The organism is Comamonas testosteroni (assembly GCF_014076415.1).
In the GTDB taxonomy this organism is placed as follows: Bacteria; Pseudomonadota; Gammaproteobacteria; order Burkholderiales; family Burkholderiaceae_C; genus Comamonas; species Comamonas testosteroni_F.
Map to the genome: position 1 here is coordinate 3,165,055 of NZ_CP043568.1, position 24,800 is coordinate 3,189,854.

At 57.4% G+C, this 24,800-nt stretch carries 27 protein-coding genes and 1 pseudogene; 16 read left to right on the top strand and 12 right to left on the bottom strand.

Features of this window, described 5'->3' with window-relative positions:
* Nucleotides 1-27 precede the first annotated feature (27 nt).
* Nucleotides 28-231 (top strand): AlpA family phage regulatory protein, encoded by a 204-nt coding sequence (locus F0P97_RS28070; protein WP_182282951.1) that lies wholly within the window; start codon nt 28-30, stop codon nt 229-231.
* A gap of 252 nt (nt 232-483) precedes the next feature.
* Nucleotides 484-630: pseudogene (locus F0P97_RS27620) on the top strand (transposase); the annotation flags it as partial.
* A gap of 767 nt (nt 631-1,397) precedes the next feature.
* On the opposite strand, the gene F0P97_RS14480 reads toward F0P97_RS27620, so the two are convergent.
* Complete coding sequence (locus F0P97_RS14480) at nt 1,398-1,616, bottom strand: DUF7661 family protein (RefSeq protein WP_003064031.1); 219 nt, start codon at nt 1,614-1,616, stop codon at nt 1,398-1,400.
* Nucleotides 1,617-1,900: 284 nt separating this feature from the next.
* Here F0P97_RS14480 and F0P97_RS14485 point away from each other — a divergent pair, with 284 nt between their 5' ends.
* Nucleotides 1,901-2,083 carry a hypothetical protein gene (locus F0P97_RS14485; RefSeq protein WP_182282952.1) on the top strand — a complete coding sequence of 61 codons (183 nt, stop codon included), beginning with the start codon at nt 1,901-1,903 and terminating at the stop codon, nt 2,081-2,083.
* 202 nt (nt 2,084-2,285) lie between these two features.
* A complete protein-coding gene (locus F0P97_RS14490; RefSeq protein WP_182282953.1) occupies nt 2,286-3,038 on the top strand; it encodes an SDR family oxidoreductase in 753 nt (250 codons plus the stop codon).
* 158 nt (nt 3,039-3,196) lie between these two features.
* Here F0P97_RS14490 and F0P97_RS14495 read toward each other — a convergent pair whose 3' ends face one another.
* The 3 genes from F0P97_RS14495 to F0P97_RS14505 all read right to left on the bottom strand — a co-directional run bounded on the left by F0P97_RS14495 (nt 3,197) and on the right by F0P97_RS14505 (nt 5,256).
* A complete protein-coding gene (locus F0P97_RS14495; RefSeq protein WP_182282954.1) occupies nt 3,197-3,376 on the bottom strand; it encodes a hypothetical protein in 180 nt (59 codons plus the stop codon).
* Nucleotides 3,377-3,848: 472 nt separating this feature from the next.
* Nucleotides 3,849-4,163 (bottom strand): hypothetical protein, encoded by a 315-nt coding sequence (locus F0P97_RS14500; protein ID WP_182282955.1) that lies wholly within the window; start codon nt 4,161-4,163, stop codon nt 3,849-3,851.
* A 229-nt stretch (nt 4,164-4,392) separates the two neighbouring features.
* Nucleotides 4,393-5,256, bottom strand: a complete 864-nt coding sequence (locus F0P97_RS14505) for a DMT family transporter (protein WP_182287209.1) — start codon at nt 5,254-5,256, stop codon at nt 4,393-4,395.
* 324 nt (nt 5,257-5,580) lie between these two features.
* Between F0P97_RS14505 and F0P97_RS14510 the strand changes: the two genes are divergently transcribed.
* From F0P97_RS14510 to F0P97_RS14530, 5 genes are all read left to right on the top strand, one after another.
* Nucleotides 5,581-5,769: a hypothetical protein gene (locus F0P97_RS14510; protein ID WP_232537940.1), complete on the top strand. Its 189-nt coding sequence runs from the start codon at nt 5,581-5,583 to the stop codon at nt 5,767-5,769.
* Between the two features lie 403 nt (nt 5,770-6,172).
* Nucleotides 6,173-7,375, top strand: a complete 1,203-nt coding sequence (locus F0P97_RS14515) for a sensor domain-containing diguanylate cyclase (RefSeq protein ID WP_182282956.1) — start codon at nt 6,173-6,175, stop codon at nt 7,373-7,375.
* A gap of 250 nt (nt 7,376-7,625) precedes the next feature.
* Nucleotides 7,626-8,153, top strand: a complete 528-nt coding sequence (locus F0P97_RS14520; protein WP_182282957.1) for an NUDIX hydrolase — start codon at nt 7,626-7,628, stop codon at nt 8,151-8,153.
* Between the two features lie 287 nt (nt 8,154-8,440).
* Nucleotides 8,441-8,566: a hypothetical protein gene (locus tag F0P97_RS27840; protein WP_256493655.1), complete on the top strand. Its 126-nt coding sequence runs from the start codon at nt 8,441-8,443 to the stop codon at nt 8,564-8,566.
* A 90-nt stretch (nt 8,567-8,656) separates the two neighbouring features.
* Entirely contained in the window at nt 8,657-9,082 is a 426-nt protein-coding gene (locus F0P97_RS14530) for an NUDIX hydrolase (RefSeq protein WP_182282958.1), read from the top strand.
* Nucleotides 9,083-9,272: 190 nt separating this feature from the next.
* Here the strand turns inward: F0P97_RS14530 and F0P97_RS14535 are convergent, their stop codons facing one another.
* The 3 genes from F0P97_RS14535 to F0P97_RS14545 all read right to left on the bottom strand — a co-directional run bounded on the left by F0P97_RS14535 (nt 9,273) and on the right by F0P97_RS14545 (nt 13,438).
* A complete protein-coding gene (locus tag F0P97_RS14535) occupies nt 9,273-10,790 on the bottom strand; it encodes a PepSY domain-containing protein (RefSeq protein WP_182282959.1) in 1,518 nt (505 codons plus the stop codon).
* An 11-nt stretch (nt 10,791-10,801) separates the two neighbouring features.
* Nucleotides 10,802-12,988 carry a TonB-dependent receptor gene (locus F0P97_RS14540; RefSeq protein WP_232537941.1) on the bottom strand — a complete coding sequence of 729 codons (2,187 nt, stop codon included), beginning with the start codon at nt 12,986-12,988 and terminating at the stop codon, nt 10,802-10,804.
* 90 nt (nt 12,989-13,078) lie between these two features.
* Nucleotides 13,079-13,438, bottom strand: coding sequence for a DUF2946 family protein (locus F0P97_RS14545; protein ID WP_182282960.1), 360 nt, complete (start codon nt 13,436-13,438; stop codon nt 13,079-13,081).
* Nucleotides 13,439-13,571: 133 nt separating this feature from the next.
* Here F0P97_RS14545 and F0P97_RS14550 point away from each other — a divergent pair, with 133 nt between their 5' ends.
* Together F0P97_RS14550 and F0P97_RS14555 are read left to right on the top strand one after the other, a co-directional pair.
* A complete protein-coding gene (locus F0P97_RS14550) occupies nt 13,572-13,850 on the top strand; it encodes a hypothetical protein (protein WP_182282961.1) in 279 nt (92 codons plus the stop codon).
* Nucleotides 13,847-14,665: a nucleotidyltransferase domain-containing protein gene (locus F0P97_RS14555; protein WP_182282962.1), complete on the top strand. Its 819-nt coding sequence runs from the start codon at nt 13,847-13,849 to the stop codon at nt 14,663-14,665. Before F0P97_RS14550 ends, F0P97_RS14555 begins: the two co-directional genes overlap by 4 nt.
* A 37-nt stretch (nt 14,666-14,702) precedes the next feature.
* Here the strand turns inward: F0P97_RS14555 and F0P97_RS14560 are convergent, their stop codons facing one another.
* Nucleotides 14,703-15,329 carry a LysE family translocator gene (locus tag F0P97_RS14560; protein ID WP_182282963.1) on the bottom strand — a complete coding sequence of 209 codons (627 nt, stop codon included), beginning with the start codon at nt 15,327-15,329 and terminating at the stop codon, nt 14,703-14,705.
* A 234-nt stretch (nt 15,330-15,563) separates the two neighbouring features.
* Here F0P97_RS14560 and F0P97_RS14565 point away from each other — a divergent pair, with 234 nt between their 5' ends.
* Together F0P97_RS14565 and F0P97_RS27625 are read left to right on the top strand one after the other, a co-directional pair.
* A complete protein-coding gene (locus F0P97_RS14565) occupies nt 15,564-15,827 on the top strand; it encodes a GNAT family N-acetyltransferase (protein ID WP_232537942.1) in 264 nt (87 codons plus the stop codon).
* A 232-nt stretch (nt 15,828-16,059) separates the two neighbouring features.
* Nucleotides 16,060-16,650 carry a polysaccharide deacetylase family protein gene (locus F0P97_RS27625; protein WP_232537943.1) on the top strand — a complete coding sequence of 197 codons (591 nt, stop codon included), beginning with the start codon at nt 16,060-16,062 and terminating at the stop codon, nt 16,648-16,650.
* Between the two features lie 399 nt (nt 16,651-17,049).
* Here F0P97_RS27625 and F0P97_RS14575 read toward each other — a convergent pair whose 3' ends face one another.
* On the bottom strand, nt 17,050-18,594 hold the full coding sequence (locus tag F0P97_RS14575) for a PAS domain-containing methyl-accepting chemotaxis protein (RefSeq protein ID WP_182282964.1): 1,545 nt from the start codon (nt 18,592-18,594) through the stop codon (nt 17,050-17,052).
* Between the two features lie 287 nt (nt 18,595-18,881).
* On the opposite strand from F0P97_RS14575, the gene F0P97_RS14580 reads away from it, so the two are divergent.
* Nucleotides 18,882-19,655, top strand: coding sequence for an MHYT domain-containing protein (locus tag F0P97_RS14580; protein ID WP_182282965.1), 774 nt, complete (start codon nt 18,882-18,884; stop codon nt 19,653-19,655).
* A 225-nt stretch (nt 19,656-19,880) separates the two neighbouring features.
* Nucleotides 19,881-20,279 (top strand): BLUF domain-containing protein, encoded by a 399-nt coding sequence (locus F0P97_RS14585; protein ID WP_182282966.1) that lies wholly within the window; start codon nt 19,881-19,883, stop codon nt 20,277-20,279.
* Between the two features lie 110 nt (nt 20,280-20,389).
* Here the strand turns inward: F0P97_RS14585 and F0P97_RS14590 are convergent, their stop codons facing one another.
* The 3 genes from F0P97_RS14590 to F0P97_RS14600 form a co-directional block, all read right to left on the bottom strand.
* Nucleotides 20,390-20,710, bottom strand: coding sequence for a DUF2750 domain-containing protein (locus F0P97_RS14590; protein WP_182287211.1), 321 nt, complete (start codon nt 20,708-20,710; stop codon nt 20,390-20,392).
* 446 nt (nt 20,711-21,156) lie between these two features.
* Entirely contained in the window at nt 21,157-21,579 is a 423-nt protein-coding gene (locus F0P97_RS14595; protein WP_182282967.1) for an Imm10 family immunity protein, read from the bottom strand.
* A gap of 831 nt (nt 21,580-22,410) precedes the next feature.
* Nucleotides 22,411-23,352 carry a LysR family transcriptional regulator gene (locus F0P97_RS14600; protein ID WP_182282968.1) on the bottom strand — a complete coding sequence of 314 codons (942 nt, stop codon included), beginning with the start codon at nt 23,350-23,352 and terminating at the stop codon, nt 22,411-22,413.
* 42 nt (nt 23,353-23,394) lie between these two features.
* Between F0P97_RS14600 and F0P97_RS14605 the strand changes: the two genes are divergently transcribed.
* On the top strand, nt 23,395-24,687 hold the full coding sequence (locus F0P97_RS14605; RefSeq protein WP_182282969.1) for a Zn-dependent hydrolase: 1,293 nt from the start codon (nt 23,395-23,397) through the stop codon (nt 24,685-24,687).
* The last annotated feature ends 113 nt before the right edge of the window (nt 24,688-24,800 follow it).

Below are 24,800 nucleotides of genomic sequence, written 5' to 3' on the forward strand. Positions count from 1 at the left end.
CTTTCGTATTCTTTATGGAGAACAAAAATGAAGCTCTTGGACCGCAAAGCTCTTTGCTCTAAAGTACCCTACTCTGATCGCTATATTCTCAAGCTGGAGTCCATTGGCCAGTTCCCGAAACGAATAGTCCTATCGCCGCGTAGAGTGGCATGGGATGAGGCAGAAGTAGACGCCTGGATCGAGGAGCGCCGCCAAGCCAATATGAAGGCGTCAGCGCCTCTCGGACAATAGACTAACCAAGTCAATATTATTCATGGTATCTGGGATGGTATCTGGCGCAGGCGCAGCGCCACATACCGCACCGGATAAGGATTTCAGAGCCGTATGAATATTTGAGTGGGAATAAAGCGCTGTCGTGAACTGACTGACACGCAAGCTTTAGACTTTTTTCTCATGTAAGCCCGTGTTTTCACGGGCTTTTTTCATTTCCATGCAACTCTATCTGGAACGACACTGGCAATGGTCACCACTGTGGGCAAGTTCAAGCAATTCAAGAACGGTGCACAGTTTGCTGCCTGGCTTGGTTTGAGGCCCAGACAGAATTCCAGCGCAGGCAAATCCAATCTAGGTGCCATCACCAAACGAGGCGATAGCTACCTGCGCACTTTGCTGGTGCAAGGGGCCAAGGCCGCTGTGCCGACCGGCAAACACAACCTACAACCTCGACCCTATCTCCCAATGGGTGATGGCCTTGAGGCAGCGCAGTGGCTGGCAAGAAACCTCCGTGGCTTTAGCCAACAAAAATGCACGCATCCTTTGGGCGCTCATGACACAGGAGCGTACCTACGAAGCAGCCCATATCACCGAACGCCCCAGGCCACCCGTCTTTGCCGTTGCCTGAGACAGGCACTTCAACATGCAAGACGTGAAATCAAAGATGCAATGAACAGGTCAGACCAGCAGCAGGCAAGCTCGGTTGTTGCATTGTGAGTCGCAAGACGTCACGAGATTTGAATGGAGCCCTGCTGCGCGGTTTGTTTCTAGGGGTGCACACCTCGTGCCTAACCCCGTCCGTAGATGTGCAGCCTGTTCCTCGTTTCAAGCACCTGAGTCGTCCTGGCAGCCAGGTCAGTCACAAGTTACTGAGCAGCGCTTGCGTTGATGGGAAGTCCCTGTAATGCAACAACGCCATTCGCGGGCTTAAGCAGCTACACATTGGGCTGCTCTATCGGATCGACCGGCAGTTCTGCAGGCGGCTGATCATTTGGCGGATCAATCGGATCCGGCTTGGGCTCCGGTTCTTTGAGCGGGTTCTTCTGAAGAGTCATGGCGGCAATCTCCTTGCAATGATGAAGTAGGTGCCGAAAAGATTGGCGAAGGAGTCACAGACACAATGGGTAGCAGCGCCATAGATATCTGACATCTCTGACGAGCTGTGGGCAGCATTCGGATGAGACTCAGGATATCTCGAAAATGTCGCCATCCGACAATGCCGCGCTCTCATGGTAGATGTCGTAGAGGTACTGAGGCAGCTCCTCATGAGTGATCTCGGGGGGAACGACCAGATCCACCGGGCCAAGCTTTCCATCGAGTCCAACCGCAAAGCAGCGCCATCCCGAGTTGCTGCGCTCTATGGCCAGGATGTCGCCAAACACATTGAATCGGTACTTTTCCATAGCTGCTCCACTGTTGAGCCTTGCATGCTAGCCGCATCTGCTCGCCAGTCTCGGACAGCCTGTGGCACCTGAATTGCAGAACCTGTGCATCAAGAGCCATCAGCCCGAAGCCTTGTCAGCGTCGATGGAAAGGAAGCATCGCGTTTTTCTTGGCAGTCGCATCCATCCTGCTTATGCACCAAAGCTGACGTTTTACTTATTGGATAGGGCTTCAAGGTTATTAAAAAGAGTACTGTGGCTCTTGGCGATCGATCTTGATTCGTCATCCAGGACTGGAGGTCTATATGCCAGATAGCCGTATTCCCCCGCCAATCCAGAAGTTCTGGGAAACCACCAAGGAGATGTTCTCCATGGACAAGGATTTCCCTGCGCCGCCCCAACTAGACCCGCAAGAGCCCACAGACATGGAAAAAAAGCAGGAGGAAGAGAGACTGCTGCGCATGCGCCACAACTACCGACACTGGTAGCCCCGTCTCCTGAATCCAGCCTTGCGATTGGTTTTCAACCACCTCTAAAGGTGGTTTTTTGTTGCCTTGAGATACAAAAGCATGAGCACTTGGACCGGATCATGCCTAGGCCGCAGAAGAAATGCAGCGATAAGATGAATCGAGAACCGTGAAGCTGGAGACGAAACTCACAGCAGTATCAAGTGGAACACCAAGGAGCCCCATGAAAAACAAAGTCGTGCTCATCACCGGAGGCAGCCGAGGCATTGGTGCAGCCACCGCCCTGCAAGCAGCAGCGGCAGGCTGGGATGTACTGCTCAGCTTCAATACAGACCAGACGGCAGCCGATGCGGTTGTCTCGCAAATCACGGAGATGGGCAGGCACGCCATGGCCATTCAGGCGGATATGGGCTGCGAAGAGCAGATTCGCCGTCTCTTTGCCGTGGCAGATGTACAGTTCGGGCGCCTGGACGCCCTGGTCAACAACGCAGGTATTGTGGACACGGCACAGACGCTGGCCGAGTTCAGTTTGCAGCGCCTTGAGCGAATGTTTCGAATCAACACCATAGGCGCTTTTCTTTGCGCTCGCGAAGCGGTGCATCGTATGAGCACTGCCAATGGCGGCCATGGTGGAGCCATCGTGAATGTGTCCAGCATTGCAGCAAGACTTGGCGCGCCACGCCAGTACGTCGACTACGCGGCATCCAAGGGTGCTGTGGATGTGATGACTCTGGGGCTGGCCAAGGAAGTGGCGGCGGAAGGCATCCGTGTCAACGCTGTCCGTCCCGGTCTCATTGAAACGGATATTCATGCCAGCGGGGGACAGCCGGACAGGGTTCAGCGCCTGGCCGCCGGCATTCCCATGAAGCGCGGAGGAACGGCTCTGGAGGTTGCCAATGCAATCGTATGGCTCATCTCGGACGAGTCGCCGTACACCACAGGTAGCCTGATCGAAATTTCGGGCGGCAACCTCTAACCGGGCAGCCGCCCAACCACGGCCTGCCCCCTGGTAGTCACACCAGGTGACACGGCGTTTTGCGTCAACCCGGACGTGTTGGCTCGCTGTCCCATGAACTGGCAAATCGCGGCGTTATCTGTTTTCAGCCTTCGCTCGACCGCGCCAGTCGAGGCCTGTCAATCAGCGATGGCCATGACCATGACCGCCATCTGGGCGATGGCCTCCATGCGGTGGACGGTGATTTCCATGCCCTCCGTGGCCTGGATGAGACCTGTGGTGCGGTGGACGGTGCGCGTGATGATGGTGATAGTACCCAGGCCTATATGCAGGCCGCCCATAGTAGTACGAGCCGCCATAAGGCTGATAGATGTAGGTATCGCTATACCCGTAGCTGTATCCAGGGCCTGCCGCGTAGCAGCCCGACAAAAGCAAGACGAGCGCACAGACTCCAAACAGTTTCTTCATGTGCGAAGTTTAGACGGACCGAAATCGCGCAGGTTTTCAATGTGTAAGCCCGGCTTTGTGCACACAATTGCCGGCGTCTCAAGGAGCTTTCTTTTGCCATGCTCCACGACGTCCGCCCGCTGGCGAAGGCGCGCCGGTTGCATCCGGGAAATGCCTGCAAATGGCCGGATGGCCGCTTGAAGGCAAGCCGGCCTGCTTTTGCAGGCTTCCGCCTGGTCACCGCAGCTGCTGGGAATGGCAGCTATGCCCTGCACTCGCCCCAGCAAAGGCACTGCGCAATAGGTTCACCCGCCCAGGAGTGCATACCCTGTTGCCGAACTACCGTACTGCAACACTGCGTAATGTTTGACCCGTAACGCTGCACTAATAGCCCCAGCTTTGGCCCCCTGGGTAAGTGCGCCCGCCACTCAATCCGGAACCCGGCCACGGCCACAGGCTGCCTTGATTCTCATGGCCCTCGTTTCCGCGGTCACGAAAGTGATCCCGGTCCCAGTCGTTTTCAAAGTCGATTGAGCGATCCCGCTGTTGAATATCGTTGTTTCGAAGATCCTGATCCGCATTCTTCTCGACCTGGTGGGAACCTGGATCCACTCCTTGCCCATTGACCGGCCTCTGCATCACGCATCCGGTCAATATCAAGGTCAAGGCAAACGCGGTCAGTGCAACTAGCTCTTTCATGGCGGCCCTTTCTACAGGTGGCACTGACAGCCTATTCCTGCCCACGGATACCCGTGTAAAGCGATGTTCTGCGGCACGACAGGAAGCTCGCGCATTGGAGCCTCTGCATCGAACAGATCCTGCATCGCCCTGCCCCTCCATTCAGACTCGTGACATTCGCAGCAGTGCAAAGATGCAGGAAGCACTGTTCTCCCAGCTCCTGGAGGGCTCTCGGAAAAAGATCGCGCGACTACTCTTTTGCCACGGCAGGCTTGCCGCCAAATCGGGTGACCACAACCAATGAGATACCGCCAAGTATGGCAGCGCCAGCCAGGGTCAGCCGCATGGTCCAGGGCTCTCCCAGCAGGGAAACGGCACCGATGGCGGCCAGCAAGGGAACGCTCAGCTGTATGGATGCAGCAGCACCCGCCTTCAGCTGGGGTAGCGCCGCATACCATGCGACGTAGCCCAATCCGGAAGTCAGCATTCCGGAGCACAGCGCATACATCAATCCTGCCGTGCTCAATGAGGCTTGCCCCTGCACCAACACGAGCATCAGCAGCGAAAGCGGTACCGTCCGTAAGAAATTTCCTGCCGTCACGCCAACCGGATCGGTTGCGCCCTTGCCGAGCAAGGAATACAGCCCCCAGGCAACCCCTGCCAGGAGCATGAGCAAAGCCGCCCCCAGGGGCGGTGCCGAGAGTCCGGGTCGCAGCAACACCACCAGGCCGCCGAAAGCCAGCACCAATCCGCCCCATTGTCGGGGTGCGAGTGTCTCGCCGCGACAAAGGCCCACGCCCACCATCGTCGCCTGCACCGCGCCAAAAAGCAGCAAGGCACCGACGCCGGCCGACAGACTCCCATAGGCGAAGGAAAACAATGCGGCATAAGCGAACAACAAGCCCGCCGACATCCAGTTGCCAACGCCAGTAGAGGGAGCGCGTTTCAGGCTCACGACCAGCGCCAGCATTGCCGCACCCGAAGCCAGGCGCACTGCCGTAAAGCTCGCGGCATCAATGGAGTGGGATTGGAGCGCAAGGCGGCACAACAGCGAGTTGCCGGCAAAGGCCAGCATCGCCAGACCAGTCAACACAGTGGTGTGAAACAAGGGCATCACAACCTCGTAGATAGACCAACCCCGGTATTTTTCCATTTCATCCGCCCGTAACCAAACAACTGCTGTCTTGATGGAGATAGCACCCGCCTTGCTGCAGGCGCCAGCCCTGCGCCGGGGGATCTGAGATTCAGCCCGGCGGACTGCAGGTGCCAGTGAAGACGCATCGGCAGCACTGTCGATGACAGCCGGAAATTCGCCACAGTCCTTTGATGACTCTGCCCGACTTCGAATCACCAGGCACTCGGCTGGGTGCAGCAGGCGACAGCTGCAGTCACCATAATTCCCCAAACTTGACATGCATCATGAAAGAGGAAGGGTTGGATGGAGTTCCTAGGTAATCAAAGCGCCCAGCCGAGGACGATGAAATGCCAGATCCTGGCGCAGGAAGCACTTCCCATTGCCCTGATCGAAACGCTGGATGACAACAAAAAAAAGCAATCTGCCACACAACCTCAGCCAGCGCGCCGAAGAGATCAAGGCGGAGGTCTTGAACTCGATGGCTACAGATGATCTCTACGAGCGCCTGCTGGAGCGCCTTGACAGATATTCAAAGACCGTCAACTTGCGCCGCTGACTTGTTGCACAACAGAGACCTGCCCGCCATGACGCGGGCTATTTCTTTGGCGGCTTGCATGATGCTGGCTGGATGGGCCACAGCGTCAAATCATCTTCCCAAGCCGCATGGCAGCACACGATTCCAAGGACAGAAGCTCCAACACCGGCATCGCCTGAGCGGACTCGCGGGTTTGCTCACATTTGAATCCGGGTGACGTAGACCAGACACAAGGTATGGCAAGAGCTTGTGAGATCACACGCCAGGATGTATGAATGCTGGCTGCTGGTTGTCGCTTTGCAATCCAGGAACAGGCAATGCCGCTCCGTTTCGATCTTTGATCGAGGAGGCTCTGGTCAGATGTTCTCGAACAATGACTTCATCTTGGTTCTGACGCCGTCGCTGGCGATACTGGTTCTGGCTGCCATATTGATCGTTGTCTGGCTTGTCCAACGATCACAGCGCTTTCTGCTTTGGCAAGCTTGCGCCTATTCACTCACAGCACTGCCTCTCGGAGCGCAAAGCCTGCTCCCTCTCGAAGAGCTCAATCGCTATGCCCTACTCATCGGCGGCTTCTACCTGCTTAGCGCGTGGTGTCTTGCCAGAAGCTGGGCAGAGCGCTGGCGTGTATCCACCCAACCGCATGCAGCATTACTCATTGTCATAGTCACCCTGGCTGCGCTTTACCAATTCAGCAGGGTCGAGCCGAATGTCTGGGCTCGGGTGAGCTCTTTCAGTGTCGGTTCCGGTCTTGTTTTACTGCTGCCTATTTTGCAGATCCGCTCAAGGAGGAACTCATTCGACTGGCTCGATCAATCGCTGCTCTGGCTGAGCATCCTCTTCACCGCCTACACCTTCACTCGACCCGTCTTGATCTGGCTGCTGGGATATTCCGATCTCCGTTCCCTGCCAGGTTCGCCCTATTGGGTCTTGACACAGCTGAGCATTCTGAACTTCTCGCTGCTTTTCACCGTGGTGATGACCGCGATTGCCGTGAAGGAAACGGTTGGCAATCTGCGCAAGGAACGTGACTTTGATGCTTTGACGCAGGTACTGAATCGCCGCTCCTTTCAGGAATATGCCCAGAAACGTCTTGCCAACCTAAGGCTCTATCCCATGGCGGTGCTAGCCTGCGATATAGATCACTTCAAACGCATCAACGACGCCTGGGGCCACGAGCGCGGTGACAAGGTGCTGCAGCTTGTTTCGGCGATTCTGCAAAGCAATATGCGAGAACACGACCTTGTCGCCCGGTTTGGCGGTGAAGAGTTTGTGATCTTGCTGACGAACATTGCGCTGAAGGATGCCGAAGCCATTGCCAGGCAAATCCAGCGTGACATCGGCTCAAGCAATGACATTCTGCCATCCGGCACCAGAATGACCATGAGCTTTGGGCTTTCATCGATCACCCAGGCATTTCAATTTGAGCGGGCCCTTAAGGAAGCGGATCAGCTCCTCTACCAAGCAAAGAATGCCGGGCGTGATCGGGTACATGTGTCTGGAGTGGACTATCCGGATATGCCGATCGAAAGCCCCCGGCAGTCGGACAAAATTGCAGCTTGATCCGCCGCGCCGATTCCTGATCCCCCGAAGTAAGGGGTTCTCACTTGGTCCTCGGCCATCGCCACATGCCGCAGCCTGCCGAGCAGCAAAGAGAATGCGGCGCGGTCCGCATCGCTATCCAGCCCTTTCCAGCCAGCCGCGTATTGCATTTGAATCGACCGCCGGTGCTGGTAGCGGCCGGCCAGAAGCAGTCCTTCGTTCAGGCATGCACAATGCACGCAACCAGATTCGGATTATTCAGAGACAACGCATGTACACAAGCAAGTGGAGGCCTGCCGCATCCATAAAAGTCAAGGCGCTTGGACTTCACTGGCGAGAAGGCAAGTTGTTGGCTGCCGAGGTATTGGATGACCAGGGCCACCTGAAAGGTGTTCGCCCCCTGGGAGGCAGTATCGAATTCGGCGAGCACTGGCAATCAGCGCTGATACGTGAGTTCAAGGAGGAGCTGGGCGTCGACGCTGAAATAGTGGGTACTCCACTCGTGATGGAGAACATCTATACCCATGAAGGGGAGCCTGGCCACGAAGTGCTGTTCATTTGCGAGGTACTGTTCAGCATCGCGAATTCTGAAAACCAAAGCAGCATTGAGTTTCATGAAGACAGTGGAGCGCAATGCACCGCCAGATGGTTTGATTTGGCCGAACTCGACTTGCCTGAAGGACCTGCACTCTTGCCTGTGGGTCTGAAGAAAGCCCTTCAGGGCAAGCATCATTGCCAGGCAGATACTGCCACTGGCAGTCCTGTTTGCGCTGAAGCGCCTTGCACTGTCGCTGAATGACTGAAATAGACCATGCTCTGGCTCTGCTGCGGTCAAGAATTCTCCCTCGAAGGAATGCCCCAGCATGGAAGTCAACACATCACATATTCCCAGATATTCAACTGCCGATCTGGGCAGCGCATTCAGCTTCTGACAACCAATGGATGGTCTCACCGCATCCCGGACCGCCAATTTCTTGAGCGCCTTGTCTCAGCATCTCAACGAGTGGTCGTGGCCGTCTCCCAAGAGCAATGGTCAGTTTTTGCGCGCGCAATCACTGGACTGTCCAATGGCTATCTATCGATGGCATGGAGTCATTGATTCATGCCGCTGTCATTCCCCCCGGGACGCCACACCCGATCCAGAAGACCGAGCAGGCCATCGTGGAGATGCTGATGGGCTATCTCTGTGGCGGCTCGCGGCGCATCACATGAAGGTTGGGCTTTAGGGAGAACCTGCAGCGGCTGGCTTCGGTGCGTGGGTATTCGCGAGAGCAGCCAAGGCCCTGGCATGAAAATAGTTCCATGAAATCGGAAACTCCATTGCGCCCGAACAAGGCCTGTCCAGTGGTCATTCGGGACCGAGACACCATCGAAATATTGGCATTTGAGCACCCGCTGGCAGGTCTGCAACTTGTCAAAGGCACGATTGAACCGGGCGAAAGCTCCAGAGAGGCGGCATTGCGCGAATTGCGCGAAGAAAGTGGACTTGAAGCATCTGAAGTCTTGCTGAATCTGGGAGTATGGGCATCTGGCTATGAGGACCAGATCTGGGCATTCCATCTGTGTGCTGTGGAAAGTTCACCCGAATCCTGGACATATCGGACCGGCGATGATGGCGGTCATGACTTCAAGTTCTTCTGGCATCCGCTTGCACAGCCGCCAGATGAGCGATGGCACCAGGTGTTTCACGGTGCGCTGGAATACATCGCAAGCAAGTTATCCGCTTGACGTAGTTGACTGCTCTGATGTGGACTTTTCCCGCAGTCGGCCTCATTGCAGACTGCGGGACAAGACATCGGATGGAAGCCGGATGAGGCAATTGCCTGCCTGGCTTGCGTCCGAAGCTCCGCTAGGCAAGATCGCTCGGTTCTTGAGGCAGGCCGTAAAGCAACGCTCTCCGACCGCACCATCCCCAAGATCAAAATCGGCGCCTGTGCCCGATGAACAGCTTCAGTCTCCTGTAGCCCAGCACGATGCCGGTCAGTGCCAGAGCCAGCGTACCAATGCTCAGCAAAACGAGGATGGCATCACGTGGCCAAGCGTGGCGCAGCATCCACGGCAGGTCCCAACTGTGCAGGAAATTGAACAGCCACCGCCCTGTACGCTGCCGTTGGTCCAGGCTCAGCACAACATCACCGGAGTCCGGGCTGATGTAAACGATAGTGTTTCCCGGATCTCCAAACTGCACCCGAAGCACAGGCAGGCCACGCGCCGCAGCTGAATACATAGAGGCTTCGCCCCGACGGTAATAGTAGGCGTCGTACTCGTTCAGCAACGTGGTCGAGCGAATGGCAAAAGGAAACAGCTTCTTCGCCGCCTGCTCCAGTCTCGAGCGGTCAAGTTCCCTCTCTACCTGCGGCGCAGCAAGGTTTGCGGACAGGACGCGGGTCTGCCCCACTCCATTGAAGGCCAGCAGGTAGGGCTGCCCATCCAGTACTTTCCATTCGACCTCGCGCGTGTCAAACCCCTCGGCACTGAGCAATGTCAGCGCTTCGTGCGTGGTGAGCCTGAAGGGATTGCTTCCTGGACTTGCATGCTGGTAGGCATGCAGATCGGGACGAGGTCCTTGCGGGCTGAAGATCCCCAGCGGATTCATGGACATCAGGCCGCTGAAGATCCAGCAGATCATCATCGCTCCAAATACGAGGCCGGTGATGTGATGCCAGCGCATCTGGAACTCCCGATACGGCGTCTTGGCTCCGGATTTGTAGCGACCGTTGAAGCGCCATCGCCAGATGCCCACCAAGGCACCGGCAATGGCGGAGACGGTTCCCAATGCCGAGAGCCCGATGACCATCCAGCTCCACACAGGGTCCTTGGAGCCTTCACGCACGATATACACCCAGTGAAGCCAGGCTCCCACATAGTTCCAGTAGCGTTGATGGCGCGGTACATCCATGACCACCTCGGCAGTGGTCGACGAGATGTACAGCAGGCTTGATGCGGAATCATCCATCAGGGCCTTGATGAGAGGCCGATGGGGATCGAGCGAGGCGGAATGCGTCCAGCGATCGTCTTGCGTACGACCTTGCAGCACTCCATTTGCCCCGGGCAGGAAGGCCTTGGCGCTGCGCAAGGCTGCTGCGTCGTCGGGCGGCGGCGCAACAACGCCCGTGCCGGCATCCACCACACGCAGCGTGCCGTCTGCCTCCATGAGCCGGTAACCAGGGCGGCCCGCAATAGTGGTGAGGATGATCTGCTGCACCTTGTCAGCAGACTGGCTTTGCTTCAGAGCTGCCTCAACAGGCAGGTAGCTCTGCTCAGAGCTCAGGGAAGGCAATGCCTGCAGGCGCTCGGTAGGCAGCAGTTTGGGGTAGCCGACAAAGAGCATCACCACCCCGCTGAAGAGCCATAGCGCCATCAACACACATGCAGCCACCCCGGTCCATCGATGCACCAGAAACACAAGCCGTTTGGCATGAGCGGAAGTCCACATCGGCGGCCCGCTCAGAAACGATGGTTCAGTGTCAGCTCAACACGTCGCCCTTCCCCGACGAGCCACTGCGTGTTGGTGTAGTAGGAGGTCGTGAAGTAGTGCTTGTCGAAAATGTTGAATCCGCGCAGCGTGAACGTGGTGGCCTTGGTAGCCTTCCATTGCAGCGCCAGGTCTGCCGTGGTGTAGGCAGGCAGCTTCAAAGTGTTCGCATTGTCTGAATAGCGCTTTCCCACATGACGAAGGCCGCCGGACAGCGTCCAATCAGGCACGACTTTCCAGCTCACCCAGACATTGGCAACACGCTCCGGCACGTCGGTGGGAATATTGCCATTGCGTGAAACAGCGATGCCGCCCACGGACTCGCTGAAATCGTCATAGCGAGCCTTGAGCAGCGCAAAGTTGGCATCAATCTGCACGGCCTTGCTGACTTGCATCGATAGTGTGCTCTCGATGCCCTTGGAGGAGCGTTCGCCAACCTGTATGCGCAGAGCGGGGTTTGCAGGGTCTCGCGTCAACAAGTTGTTTTTGGTGATGGAGTACGCTGCAAGCGTCCAGTCACCCTTGCCTTCCCAGAAGGATTGCTTGATACCGACCTCAAACTGTTTGCCGCTCGATACGTCGAAGGCAGAATTAGCCGCCGACAACATCAGCAGCCCGCTCACTGGATCTGCGGCCTTGGATGCCTGCGCATACAGCGACAGCTGAAGACTTAGCTTGTAGACCGAACCAAGTCGCCAACCGGTGTTGGAGTAGCTGCGTTTGAACGCCTGATTGCCCGCCACCAGGTCCTGGCGCGATAGGTTCGCATGGTCGAAGCGGGTGCCCGCCACGACAGACCAGCGATCCGTCAGTTCAAGCCGGTCTTCAGCAAACAGCGCATATTGCTCGGCCTTGTTTTGATAGCGGGGAATGAAGGGTACGGAGCTGCTGTAGTAGCCCGGGACGGGGTTGTAGGGATCGACCGGACCGGAGCTGCCGGTATAAGTGTTGTTGGTGTGCTGAAACGATGCGCGGTTCACGTCGAAGCCCACGGAGAGCTGGTTTGAACGTCCGAGCAAGCTGCCGTTGAAGGTCACATCCGTGGTGTTGCCTGTCTGCGTCTGGTCGTGATTGATCTCGGTGTTGTCCGAGCGGTCGATCAATCCCGTAGCAGCGTTGTACCGGTACGCTTCAGCATTGCGCCAATAGCGGTCGCTGCCAATGTGGTAGAGCTTGCTTCGTACGACGATATTGCTGCCGGGTGCCCACTGAGCGGCCAGCTCGGTCCAGCGATCCTTGAACTGGATGCGGCTGTCGGCAACGTTGTAGTTGCGCTCTCGGATCGCAGGGTCTTGTACTCCGTTGATCAGCGGTGTACCGAAGTAGCGCATGGGCTTTTGCCGGCCCTGTGCGTGTGACAGTTGCAGATTGAGGTCAGGTGTCACATCCCAGCGCAGAGCGCCGGAAATCGTGCGATTGCTGGAATCGCCACGATCCACCCACCCGTCCGATTGGTCGCCACTGACATCCAGGCGATAGGACCATTGCTCATTGATCGCGCCTCCGCTGCCAAAGGCCAATGCACGTTTGCCTTTTGTTCCCACCGTAGCCTGGACTTCATTCTGAACAGGACCGCGCGTGGGCTTTTTGGGAATCACGTTGACCACGCCACCAATCGCGCCGTCACCGTAGATCACGGATGCGGGTCCGCGCAGTACTTCGATGCGGTCGATCGACCAGGTGTCGAAGGGAAAACTCACACCGACTCCCCCGTATTGGCGCGTACCGTCGTATAGACGCATGACCGAGGTGGAGTCCGTGAAACCTCGTGCCGAGAGCGCGCTGCCACTGTTGCCCGGATGTCCCAGACTGGTGATGCCGGTAGATCGCGTGATTGCGTCAACCAGAGAAGTGTCGCCGCGAGCTTCCAGTTGCTCGCGCGTGGTCACCTCGACACTGGCCGGAGTGTCGCGTGCACTGAGGTCAAGTCGGCTGCCGGTGCCCACTGAACGCTCCAAAGGAGTGTCCCCCGATGAACGTACGGTAACCGTGTCCAGGGTGACGTCGGTTTGTGCCCAACTGGCAGAGCTCGCTACTACAAGAGGAACAGCCAATAGCAGATGGACCACAGCCAGGACCACGCTGTTGCGTTGAAAGAAGGCGAGCGAAAGAGAACTCGCGTTGCCATTGGGCATCGCGCCATAAAAGGGATGGGTCATGAACTACCTGCGTGCAAGTGAAATCGGCCGGGCAGGACTGAGCCCGACGGCGATAGGCTGTATCCGCCATTGATTGGCGGCACAGTGGACTTACACGAGCGTTGGCGGCCCTCGCGGAGGCAGGGGTGCCCCCACCAGCGCGGCAATGCGTGCTGAAACTACTGGCCGTAGCGCCAAGCCGAGTGGCTGAGGCTGCTCAAGATGCGGTGATGAATAGCTCGGCGGTGTCGTGATGGTCAGACACAAGGGGCAGTCCAGCGAATGATGCAGCCCTGGCGCGGCCTGGCCGTCCTCATCAAGCATGATCACCTGCATGCTGCCACTTGAGGTACAGACCACTTCGATGGCTTTTGGATGCACTATGGGCGAAGCCATTGCAATACTCAACGTCAGCATGAACCACGCCAGAATCAGGCGGGTCAGTGACAGGGAGCTACGCAGCGCTTGCATGATTGGCATTATGAGGCCTCCGACGAAGGCCGAGAGTTGTCGATTTCTCGTTACTTCGCGCTATCGAGGAGATGCAGCCGTGTGCCGCCGCGTCCCCGAGTCCTCGCAACAGAAAAATTGCAGTTTTTGAGCGATGGTGACCGTTGCAAAACCACTGTTCTTCCAGGCAGTCGGCCGTGTCCGAATCCGGAAGGCGGACATTCATGGGCTGAGCTTTGCAGGGCGAGCACGCAGACGTGTCCGTGACATGCGAACGGGCGAGCCGCACTACTCTGAAAAGATGTCGAAATCAGCGCACCTTCTCGGTGCCGGTTACTTCGCGGAAGAAATCATCGATCGCATCGACCATTTTCGACAGCTGCAAGCAGCCCTCAGTGGTTGGCTGCTGCCGGCCGGGGCGGCATTCGAATGAACCACTGCGCTATCCTTGACCTGATGAAAAGCTGTCTTGACGCCGCTCCCACCTTCATCAAGGTTCTCCCAGTCAGACCTCTACAATCCGAGTTCGTCAACCTGATTGACGAGGCGCGTGACAGTCTGGTGCAGGAACTCGGGGCAATCCTAGACAGTCTGTATCTGTACGGCAGCGTGCCCAGAGCGATGGCCAAACCTGGAAAGTCGGACTTGGATTTGATGTTGGTGCTTTCGAGACCGCTTTCCACACCAGAGGCTGAATCTCTTGAGCGTGTCCGTTCCAACCTGGAGGCTGGCCATCCTGAAGTCACCAAGATCGATTTGGATCTGGGTGTACTTGAAGATGTGCTTAGCCCGGCCAATTTGTATAGCTGGGGCTACTGGCTCAAGCATGAGTGCCGCTGTATTTATGGTTCAGATCTGGCACTTCGGTTTCAGGCATTTCAGCCCTCACCTGCAGTTGCGAAAGCAGTCAATGGGGACTATGTCCAGGTTCTCCGCAACTACGTGACGCACATCTCTCAAGCACATGACGAAGACGCAACGAGACGGCTGAAAAAAGAGGCTGCAAAAAAGCTGGTTCGCGCAACCAACGTCCTGCGCCTTGAGGCAGACCGTCTATGGCCTGAATCTCTGGAGGAATACACCACGTTTTTTTCGGTCCGATTTCCCGAAATGGCTGAACAAATGGAGTTCTTTCTTGAGCATGCCAAAACGCCCTCGGCAACGAACAACGTTTTCAATCAGAGGCTGGTGTTCTTTGTCGATTGGATGCAAGGGCTCCAGTGTTCATCCGCGTCTGCTCAGTACTAAACAGCAACGGCAGCAACCGGCCAGAAGCAGCCGCTCGTTAACGCTCTTGCAGCGCAACCTTCAGACCGAGGGCGAGATAAATTGCACCAATCGCTTTGCCTTGCCAGCGGGTAAATCTGCTCAAGCTCTTTAGAGCCTTACCCATGGGCTTCACTGTGAGTGCTATCAGTGTTGTGTAAATAGCGCTCAGGGTCACGAAGATGAGGCCAAGAACAATGAGTTGAGTGAAGCCAGAACCTGCTTCTGGCCGAACGAACTGGGGCAGAAAGGCCAAGAAAAAGAGTGCAGTCTTGGGGTTCAATACTTCAGCAGGTATTGCCTCAAAGAAAGCCCGCCATGCTCCAATAGGCGCAACTTTAGGCAGTGTTGGGTCATAGGGCTTTGCCATGATGGCACGTACCCCTAAATAGATGAGGTACGCAGCGCCAACGTACTTCACAACGCTAAACGCCAGTGCGGAAGTCATCAACAGTGCGGACAGACCGACTGCTGCCAACAGCGTATGAATGAAATCTCCCGTCGCAATGCCTAGACCGCTTGCAATCCCCACGTTGCGACCACCTTCAACGGTGCGGCTAAAGACAAGAAGAACTGCTGGGCCTGGTATCAAGAACAGGCCAAGTACAACGGCAACAAATCCAGCGAGGGTAGAGAAGTCAGGCATAGCTTTTAGGGTGTGAATATGCCGTGAGCATAGCTGCCTAGTGCCCGCTATGGGTCGATTGCTGGCCGACACGAACGACAGCAACGGGTCGAACAGAGACAGTAGCTCTCGGCCACAAACAGTCCACGTGCTTCCAGCAGAATATGCTCTCGCCTTTGGAATGCCAGAAATTGGAGACAGCAGAGAGAGCCGCCCTACCGCCCTAGCACTATGAATCAGATATCTATCCGACCAATGAGCATTGGGGACTACGACAGCGTCACCGCAATGATGAAGAAAACAGACGGGGTTACTTTTCGGGATGCAGATTCACGGGAAGCGACTCAGCGCTACCTGTTGCGCAACCCTGGTTTGAGCTTTGTTGCGTTAGAAGGCGAGCATATCGTCGGATGCATCATGTCAGGCCACGATGGTCGTCGCGGCTACTTGCAGCGCCTCGTAGCCCTGCCTACACACCGAAAACGCGGCATTGCTTCAGGGCTGCCTGGATGGACTTGAAAGACTCGGCATTCATAAGAGTCACATTGATGTTCTCCAAGAGAACCATGCTGCCCACGCTTATTGGGAAGGCAGAGGATGGAAGCTGAGGGCGGACATTCGCCGGTATTCTTTCGTGCGCTCTGGCAGTGATAACGCTTAGAGGCAAGCAGCAGACATCCTCGAACGTCTGCAATGGCTCTATTCACAGCCAACGACTTGCAGGTACTGAACGCGTGTTTCACAAGCTCTCATGCCAACCATTCTTCGCGCTATTGCATCGCTGGCCGTTCTGCTTTTTTCATCCCTGGGCTTTGCCCAGACGTTGAGTTTGACCTTTGATGATGGACTGAACCCCGACAAGCAGATCCAGGCGCAGGTTTGGAATCAGCAGATCATTACCAGCCTCAAAGACTCTGGCATCACAGCGATGGTATTCCCCTCGCTCATTCGCATGGGCGGTGATCGAGGAATGGGGCTCGTCATGGATTGGGCCAAGGCAGGTCATGCGGTAGGCAACCATACGGCGACACACCGCAGTCTTGCATCCACAGAGATGACATTGAACGAGTTCATTGCGGATGTGAAAAAGGCCGATGCAGCTCTGCGTCACATTCCGACTTGGGTGCCGATGCTTCGTTTTCCTTACCTGAAAGAAGGTGATACGCTGGAAAAGCGTGACGGTATCCGGTCCTGGATGAAATCAAATGGATATAGACCGGCTCCAGTCTCCATTGATGCCAGCGATTGGTACTACAACAAGATCTATTCCTCGCTGCTACGAGCTGGTTCACACGACAAGGCTGTCCGGGTCAAGTTGGCCTACATTGAACCACTTGCTTGACCGGGCTACTTACTATGAAGGCCTGGCCAGGCAGGTACTTGGTCGAAGCCCTGCGCATGTGATGCTGCTGCACACCAATGAGATCAATGCGGCAACCATGCCTGAATCGTTTCGGCCTTTCGCAAGCAAGGCTGGACGTTCGTACCAGCAACAACCGCCTTCAAAGATCCTGTCTACTCTTCGCAGCCTGACATATTGCCTGCTGGCGAAAGCGTCGTATGGGCAAGCGCGAAAGCGCGCGGCATTTCTGGCCTGCGCTATCCCGCCGAGGACTCGGTCTATGAAGAACCCAAGCTCCGCCTGGAGTCACTAGTACCTTAGCAGTCCTCTTAGGGGCGTTCAGAGACGGCCGCCCGCCGGCCAGAAGCAGTTGTCAGGATTGTTCGCTGGTGCGGCCGCTCACCGGAACACGCCAATCGCTTCCACGAGATTTTTCACCTGCCATTGCAGGCTGCTCGACGCCTGCGTCCCCTGGGTCACCAGCTGCGCGTTCTGCTGCGTCAGATAGTCCATGTCCGCCACCGACTTCCCGACCTGGCTGATCTCCTCGCTTTGTTCGCGCGTGGCCTTGCTGATCTCGGCAATGAAGTCCGCCACGCTGCGCGCCTGAGAGACGATATCCCCGATATTGCTCCCCGCATCGCTGACCACCAGAGAGCCCGCCTCGACGGTGGCCGTGCTGGCCTGAATCAGCGCCTTGATCTCCTTGGCGGCATCGGCGCTGCGCTGCGCCAGGGCCCGCACCTCACCGGCAACCACGGCAAACCCCCTGCCATGCTCGCCTGCGCGGGCGGCCTCCACGGCCGCATTCAGCGCCAGCAAGTTGGTTTGAAAGGCAATGCTGTCAATCACGCCGACGATGTCGGCAATGCGGCGGGAGTTGGCCGTAATCGACTCCATGGTGGAGACGATCTGATCCATGGACTGGCCCCCGCGCAAGGCCGCCGCGCTGGCTTCGCTGGCCAGCACACCGGCTTTTTGGGCTGTATCGGCGCTGGACTGAACCCGGGCCGTGATCTGCTCCATGGAGGCCGAGGTCTGGGCCACATTCACCGCCAACTGCTCCGTCTGCCCGTGCAGATAGCTGTTGCCCTGCTCGATCTCGTTACAGGCCTGCTGAACATTGAGCGCCTGCTGATTCACATCGTCCACCAGCCAGCGGAACATGAGACCGATCTGGTTGACCGTGCGCAGCGTGGTGCCGATTTCATCCGTGCGCTGCAGGTATTGCGTCTGCCGGTTGTTGCCGGTGGCCACGTTCAGCGACTGACGCTTGAGCAGCTCCAGCGGCGTGGCGAACTGGCTCTCGAGCAATAGCGTCATCACCATCAGGGCCACCGTCATGAAGGCCGCCATCGACAGGAACTGCATCTGGCTTTGAGCCAGCAGCCAGGCCCCAAGCACCAGAGCGCCCCACAAGGCCAGCGAGTTCAGGCGAATGCGCCGGCGCACCCCCATGTGCCGCCAGATCGACAGCAGCTTCCCCAGCCCCTTCTGGGAGACTATGCCTTTGTGCAGCTCGGGAGCTGAACCGCCCTTGTCGTGCATGGACTCATACAGCTTTTGCGCCGCCTCGACCTCTTTGCGCTCGGGCTGGGTGCGCACCGACATATAGCCCTTGGCCTTGTCATTGCGGATGATGGGAATGGCATTGGCCCGAACCCAGTAGTGGTCCCCGTTCTTGCGCCGGTTCTTGACCAGTGCGCTCCAGGGCTCGCCGCTTTTGAGCGTGGCCCACATGTCGGCAAAAGCGGCCGGGGGCATGTCCGGGTGGCGCACCAGATTGTGCGTCTGCCCGAGGATCTCTTGCGGCTCGAAGCCGCTGACCTCCATGAACGCCTGATTGGCATATTTGATGTAGCTCTCCGTGTCCGTGGTGGACATCAGAGTTGCATGCTCATCAAAGCTGTACTCCCGCTGTGTCACTGGTGCGTTCACTCTCATATGTGCCTTCTGTGGTCAATGGCCTGACAAAACGAGATACCGCCCAGATTGAGTGAAGCCGGCACGCCTTGGGCACCCGTGCGATCGCTCCTTGAGCGCTTGCTTGTATCAAGTGCTTACATATTCCTTGACTGGTCTCAATTTTTGAATAGAGATCAGATCTGATGTATCTACCTAGCATCTAATCAGATCTGATTCATCAAATCACCTTGATGGCTCTGAATTAATTTGATACAAGTCAATTTACAAATTCTGGATTCTTCTTGTTCGGCAACCAGGAGAGGCTCATGGATGCAATGGTCAGCACCAGCTACAGCATGGAATTGGTTGTACTGTCGTACGCGATTTCAATGATTGGCGCCTTCATTGCGCTGATCTCCGCCAGGCGACTTGAGCCGGAGATTGATGACCGTCAGAGCTATCTGATGAGCCTTGGCAGCACAGGGATTGCCCTGGGCGGCATTGGCGTATGGTCGATGCATTTCATTGCCATGCTTGCGCTGCGCATGGACCTTGGGACCGGCTACTCGGTATGGGAGACAGGCGTGTCGCTCATTGCCGCGGTGGCAATCTCGGCTCTGGCTTTTCATATCGTGGCTCGCAACCCGCGCAGCATTGGTCGTTTGTTGCTGGCCGGATCCATGCTCGGGCTGGGCGCCGTTGTCATGCACTACCTAGGCATGTATGGCATGCGTTTTGGAGGCCACCTGGAGTGGGACTATGAGCGAATCGCCATGTCGGTGCTTATTGCTCTGGTGGCTGCAACTGCGGCGCTGTGGCTGGCATTTCATACCGCACAGACAAGCATGCGCCTGCTTGCAGCAGCGATCATGGCCCTTGCCGTTTGTGCCATGCACTACACGGGCATGAGTGCGGCCGAGTTCATTTGCACCACGGAAAATCGCCTTGCAATTCCTTCGGGAAGGTATGTGCTCAGCGCGCTTGGACTGCCGATGGTGGTGGCTGTACTGGCCCTGGGCATGTCGATGGTTCTGCTGATGGACCTGGCGCTGGTATCTTTCCAAAAGAGCAGCACAAGAGCAGGCATCCCTCGCAAATGAATTGCGGCAGCAGACTCGTGCCCCTTTTTATGGAGCTTACTTCGCATTGCGCCACCATCAATCTCGACCTGTCTCGTTGGCGCATGTCGCTCGGTGACGAGCAAGCGGACCATTGATCACCACTCCAACTCTGTCTGCAAGGAATAGGTTTTCGGTACCTGGCTTGAGACGATCTCGATACCGGCACCAACCGCATCTATGCAGCGCTGAAAGCAAGAGGATACCTTGAAACACCTGCTCGGATGTTTTCTTTATCACAGTGAAATCGCCAGTGACGCCAGCACGAGCTGTGTCGCAGATATCACCAGAGTCTCACGTCGCTTCAATGAGGCTCATGGGATCACAGGAATCCTGATTTTTGACGGTCAGCGCTTCGTCCAATACATGGAGGGTCCTCAGCAGCAGGTGGTTGCACTGGCCCAAAAGATATCCCTGGACAATCGCCATACCAATTTCACTCCGCAGCACGAGGCAAGAGGTATAACAAGCCGCCTTTTCTCCGGTTGGACCATGGCTTACCTCTCGGTGGAAGATGCCGAGCCGTTGGCCCAAATGTGGGTTGTCGACGGAGATGCCGCAATGAGCTGCCTGCAGCAACTATTGCCAATGCTGGATGCTGCATAGCAGCTCCATTCAATCTCCTTGCTGCTGAAGCACTCTGATTTGCGCCGGTTCGAAGAGCGTGCCGAAACTGCCGCCTACAGGCCGGAAGCGGAATTTCAAACTGCTTTCATTCACTCCAGGCAAGACAGTTCTTCTTCGATACCCCTTTGCAGCTGACGCGGCGAAACGACTACCCCCTGCATTGTTGGCGTAGGGAATACGGCCGCAAGCATGCCGTCCTTTTCCATACCGGGAAGCCAACGACTCAGGAAATGGTGAACATCGATGCTTGCAGGGGAATTGCCAGCCCATTCGCCAACTGCACAAGCAATCGCGTAATCGGGATGTGGCCAAAAGGGGGCCACAGGATTTCCGTTGCGGTCCGAGGCTGTCACCCATCCACCCTCATTTCTCAGTCCCCACACCAATTGCCAGTCCGATACTCGGCCGATGAAATGTCGATAACGCTGATGACTGGCAAGTGCCGAAACCGCTTAGAGCTGCTGTCGATTCAGTGGATAAGACTTTTCCATGTGAGAACTGGAGCTGTATGAATGAGGCATTCTGTCACCAGGTTGGAGCCGAAGGGCCGGTCGCTCCAGCAATGATGAATTGGCGATAGCGCCGATGCACATGCCCGCTGTGGATCGAACAGTGGCAGCCGCAACCATGAACAGCCGGAAGCGGGCTGCCAGCAGATTTTCTTCTTGACCGCGTTGAGTCCTGATCCGCCTCCCCGTCTCAGCTACCCACCACAACCGCCCTGCTCGGCCACACGCTCATGCTGGCCAAAAGCCAGCCGGACCGGTATGGGCACCATGACCATCAAGGCTGCGCCGCATCAGCCCTGCCCTTGATGACGTATCCAGAGCGAAGGGCCCGGACTCGTTCGCCACGCCTATGCAGCCCCGATAGACTGGCCATCCGTTATCTCGAAGCAGCTCTCCCCGGCAAAGATATTCGTCAAGGCGGCTTTCAGTTCCTCGTACTCGCCGGCCGAAAGATCAAAGGCGATGGACATTTGCTTCAGTTCATCGATGTCCTTCGCAGCCTCGCGCTTGAACGTGACCTCCGCACCGGTACGCTTCAGCACAAACCGCTCAATGCCGCCATAGCGAGGTCTCTGCTGCCCGCACCACTCGACATGATAGGTATCCATGCACAGCTCTTCATCCTGCTCGTCTTCATCCTCTTCGAAGGAGCGTTGGAGCATCAGGTAATGCTTGGTGTCGTGCTTCTTGTCGGCGAAGCCGACAAGGTGGCAGAAGTCCTCCGGGTCTTTTGTGGCGATGCAGGCTGCGTGAAAGGAGAGAGTGTTCATTTGGGTGTTCTTGAGGGTTCAGGGCTGCAACAGGCTTGGAGCTGGAATCCTATGCCGGGAAGGCCCTGATCACGAGCGCCGTAGATCGGCCGGCAGCAGTCTCCCGGCGTTTGCAGAATATGTGCTACAACGGCTTCATTGCTGCTTGACCTATTCGGTGGATGAGCCTCGACGCACCGACTCGACTACCGGCGGCTCCAAGATAGATGTTGGTTACTGGCGGAGCAGCCGTGATGTTCTGTGGACAGATTATCTGGGGCCTTCTTGCGACCTGGTCCATCGGGCCGGAGCCACCAGGCTCAAACCCGATGGCCCAATACCCTGCAGGTATTCAGTTCATGGTCGGGGTAGTGATGATGCCATTCATCGAGACGCTTGCAGGGCAAGGCAATCACTGCCAATTCAGGTCATCCGTCGTCTGCTGACATCCTCATGGTGGATTGCCGGACTGGTCTCCGTGATCGTATTCACTGCGATGCATGGCTGCACAGGCCGTTTTGCTGTCACCATCTCGCTCGGAGCCATAGTGCTTTCTGCCGTTTTCGCCATAGAGGCGAAAAGGAATGGGAGACCTGTCCTTTGCACATACCTCACTCATGTGGCTGCAAACTTCAAGGTCTTCAGCCTTCAGTTCCTCTGACGTAGGTCAGCTCAGGGCCATGTGCCGCAGCTGCTTTCGGCCGGAAACGGCTGCCCACGCAGAAGACCTGGCAGCAGAAGAGCCAGCGGGCATCAATCGATGGCCCCGATGCAACAGGCAGTGAGTTACTGCCTCGCCGATGACAGACATCGGTACCGGCGCAGAAAGAATAGATTAGATACAAACCATCTTCACAACTCCGGTTGCTGCATCCAGGCTGCACAATGCGCCTGAATACTCTGGCAGACCATCGACAGGGAACGGCTCAATGGCTTGTCCTTGCGCAACACCATTGCCAGTGTTCGCTGCAATCCTGGTGTGAGCGGGCGTGAGACCAGATCATCGCGCGCGCCTCGCCCCAGCATGGCCATGCGTGGAATCACAGCATAACCCAGGCCTATGGCGGCCATCTCCTTGAGCGCCTCGACGCTGTCGAGCTCCATCTGAGGGTGCGGCAGTTCACCGGCACGGCGCAGCCAGGCATCGACCACCCCGCGCGTGCTGGCTGATTTCTGCAAGGCAAGCAGAGGCAGGGATCTCAGCTCGGGCGCAGCAACCGCATCACCCGGCATCAGCATCTCCGGGCGGGCTACGGCCACCAGCTCGTCGTGCAGAACGGGAGTGGCCAGCAAGGCGCGGCGGTTTACTGGCAAGGTGACCAGGGCCAGATCCAGACTGTTGTCTTCCACGCGCTTTACACACTCCTCGGTATTGCCAGTGACCACCACGATGTCGATGCCCGGATGGCTGGCCCGTATCTGGCGCAGCACGGCAGGCAGAAGATAGAGGCACACGGTCAGGCCTGTACCTATACGCACCTGCCCATTCACCTCGCGCGCATGGGCACTCAGCGCATGAGCCAGGCCTTCCAGCGCCACGCTCACGGCGGGCAGTTGGCCCAGCAAGGCCTTCCCGGCAGCCGTCGGCACAGCACACCTCCCCACTCGCTCTATGAGGCGTGTGCCGAGATGGCGTTCCAGTTGACGCACTTGCAGGCTGACTGCCGGCTGGGACAGTTGCAGCAGCTCCGCTGCCTGAGAAAAACTGCCCTCCTGAATGACCAGACAAAAGCTCCTCAACAGCATCAAACCAGGGGCATTAGCCAAAGTTTCACTAATACCTTGCATAAACATCAAAAGATTCCTTATTGGTAAATCTCGGGCGAAGATTACTCCATGCAGCACGCTTCTACTTGCTCCCCCCTTCTTTCCCCGGCTCTGCCGCCGATCGACAGCGACCGTCTGTGGCGCCGCCTCGAAGACCTCGCCAAATTCACCCGAGCCGATATGCCCTGGACCCGCCGCGCCTTCAGCGCGGAATACCAGGCCGCACGCGCCTGGCTGCGCGAAGCTTTCGAAGCCGCGGGCCTGCAGGTGCGCCTGGATGCCGCAGGCAACCTCATTGGCCGCCGTCCCGGCCTGCGCGATGATCTGAAGCCCCTGGCCACGGGCTCGCACACCGACACGGTGAATGCCGGAGGACGCTTCGACGGCATTCTGGGTGTGCTGGCAGGCCTGGAAGTGGCCCATGCCCTGCAGGACGCGAACATCACGCTGAAGCACCCCTTCGAGGTCATAGATTTCCTCTGCGAAGAGCCCAGTGACTACGGCATCTCCTGTGTGGGCAGCCGCGCCATGGCCGGTCAGCTCAGTGCCGACATGCTGGCCGCCCGCGACGGCCAGGGCGACACCCTGGGCCAGGCCCTGAAGCGCCTGGGCGCCCGCCCCGAAGCTCTGTCCGAGGCCGACCGCCGGCAGGACGGCTTTGCGGCCTTTGTGGAGCTGCACATAGAACAAGGGCCTGTGCTTGAGCGCGAAGGCCTGGACATAGGCGCCGTGACCGACATCGTTGGCATACGCCGCGCTCAGTTGTTCTTCGAAGGTCGACCCGATCATGCCGGCACCACTCCCATGAATGAACGTAGCGATGCTCTCGTGGCTGCAGCAATAATGATCCGCCAGGCCCAGCGCCTGGCGCTGCAATGGAGCCGCAGCACACCTCACTACGTGGTTGCCACGGTAGGTCGTATGAACGTCTACCCCAACGCCAGCAACACCGTTCCTGGCCAGGTGGACCTGACGCTGGAGGTACGAAGCAACCATGCCCCGATGCTGCAGGAGTTCTGGGAAATTCTGGCGCGGCGCTGCGGCCCGGCTATCGGGCGATTGGGCGTGAAGTGGCGCGTGGAGCCTCGCACCCATGTCGACCCCGTTGCCTGCGCGCCGCTGATTGCTGCTGCCGTGGAGCAATCCGCCCAGCGCCTGGGCCTGGGCTGTCGACGCATGCCGAGCGGGGCCGGCCACGATGCCATGTACTTGGCCCAGACCGGACACTCGGGGATGATCTTCATCCCGTGTCTTGATGGGCGCAGCCATAGCGCGGTGGAATGGGCTTCACCGGACCAGGTTCTGGCCGGCACCCAGGTGCTTGCCGCTACGCTGCTGAACCTGGATGAGCAAATGGACTAGCTGCAATCACGAATGCGAGTGGACCAGGCTCGTCCTGGTCCCTGCCTGTCATTCGTAGATGGGGCCTTGGATGGCTTCCGGGTTCGCGACGCAGCAATGATCGGCTTTTCAGG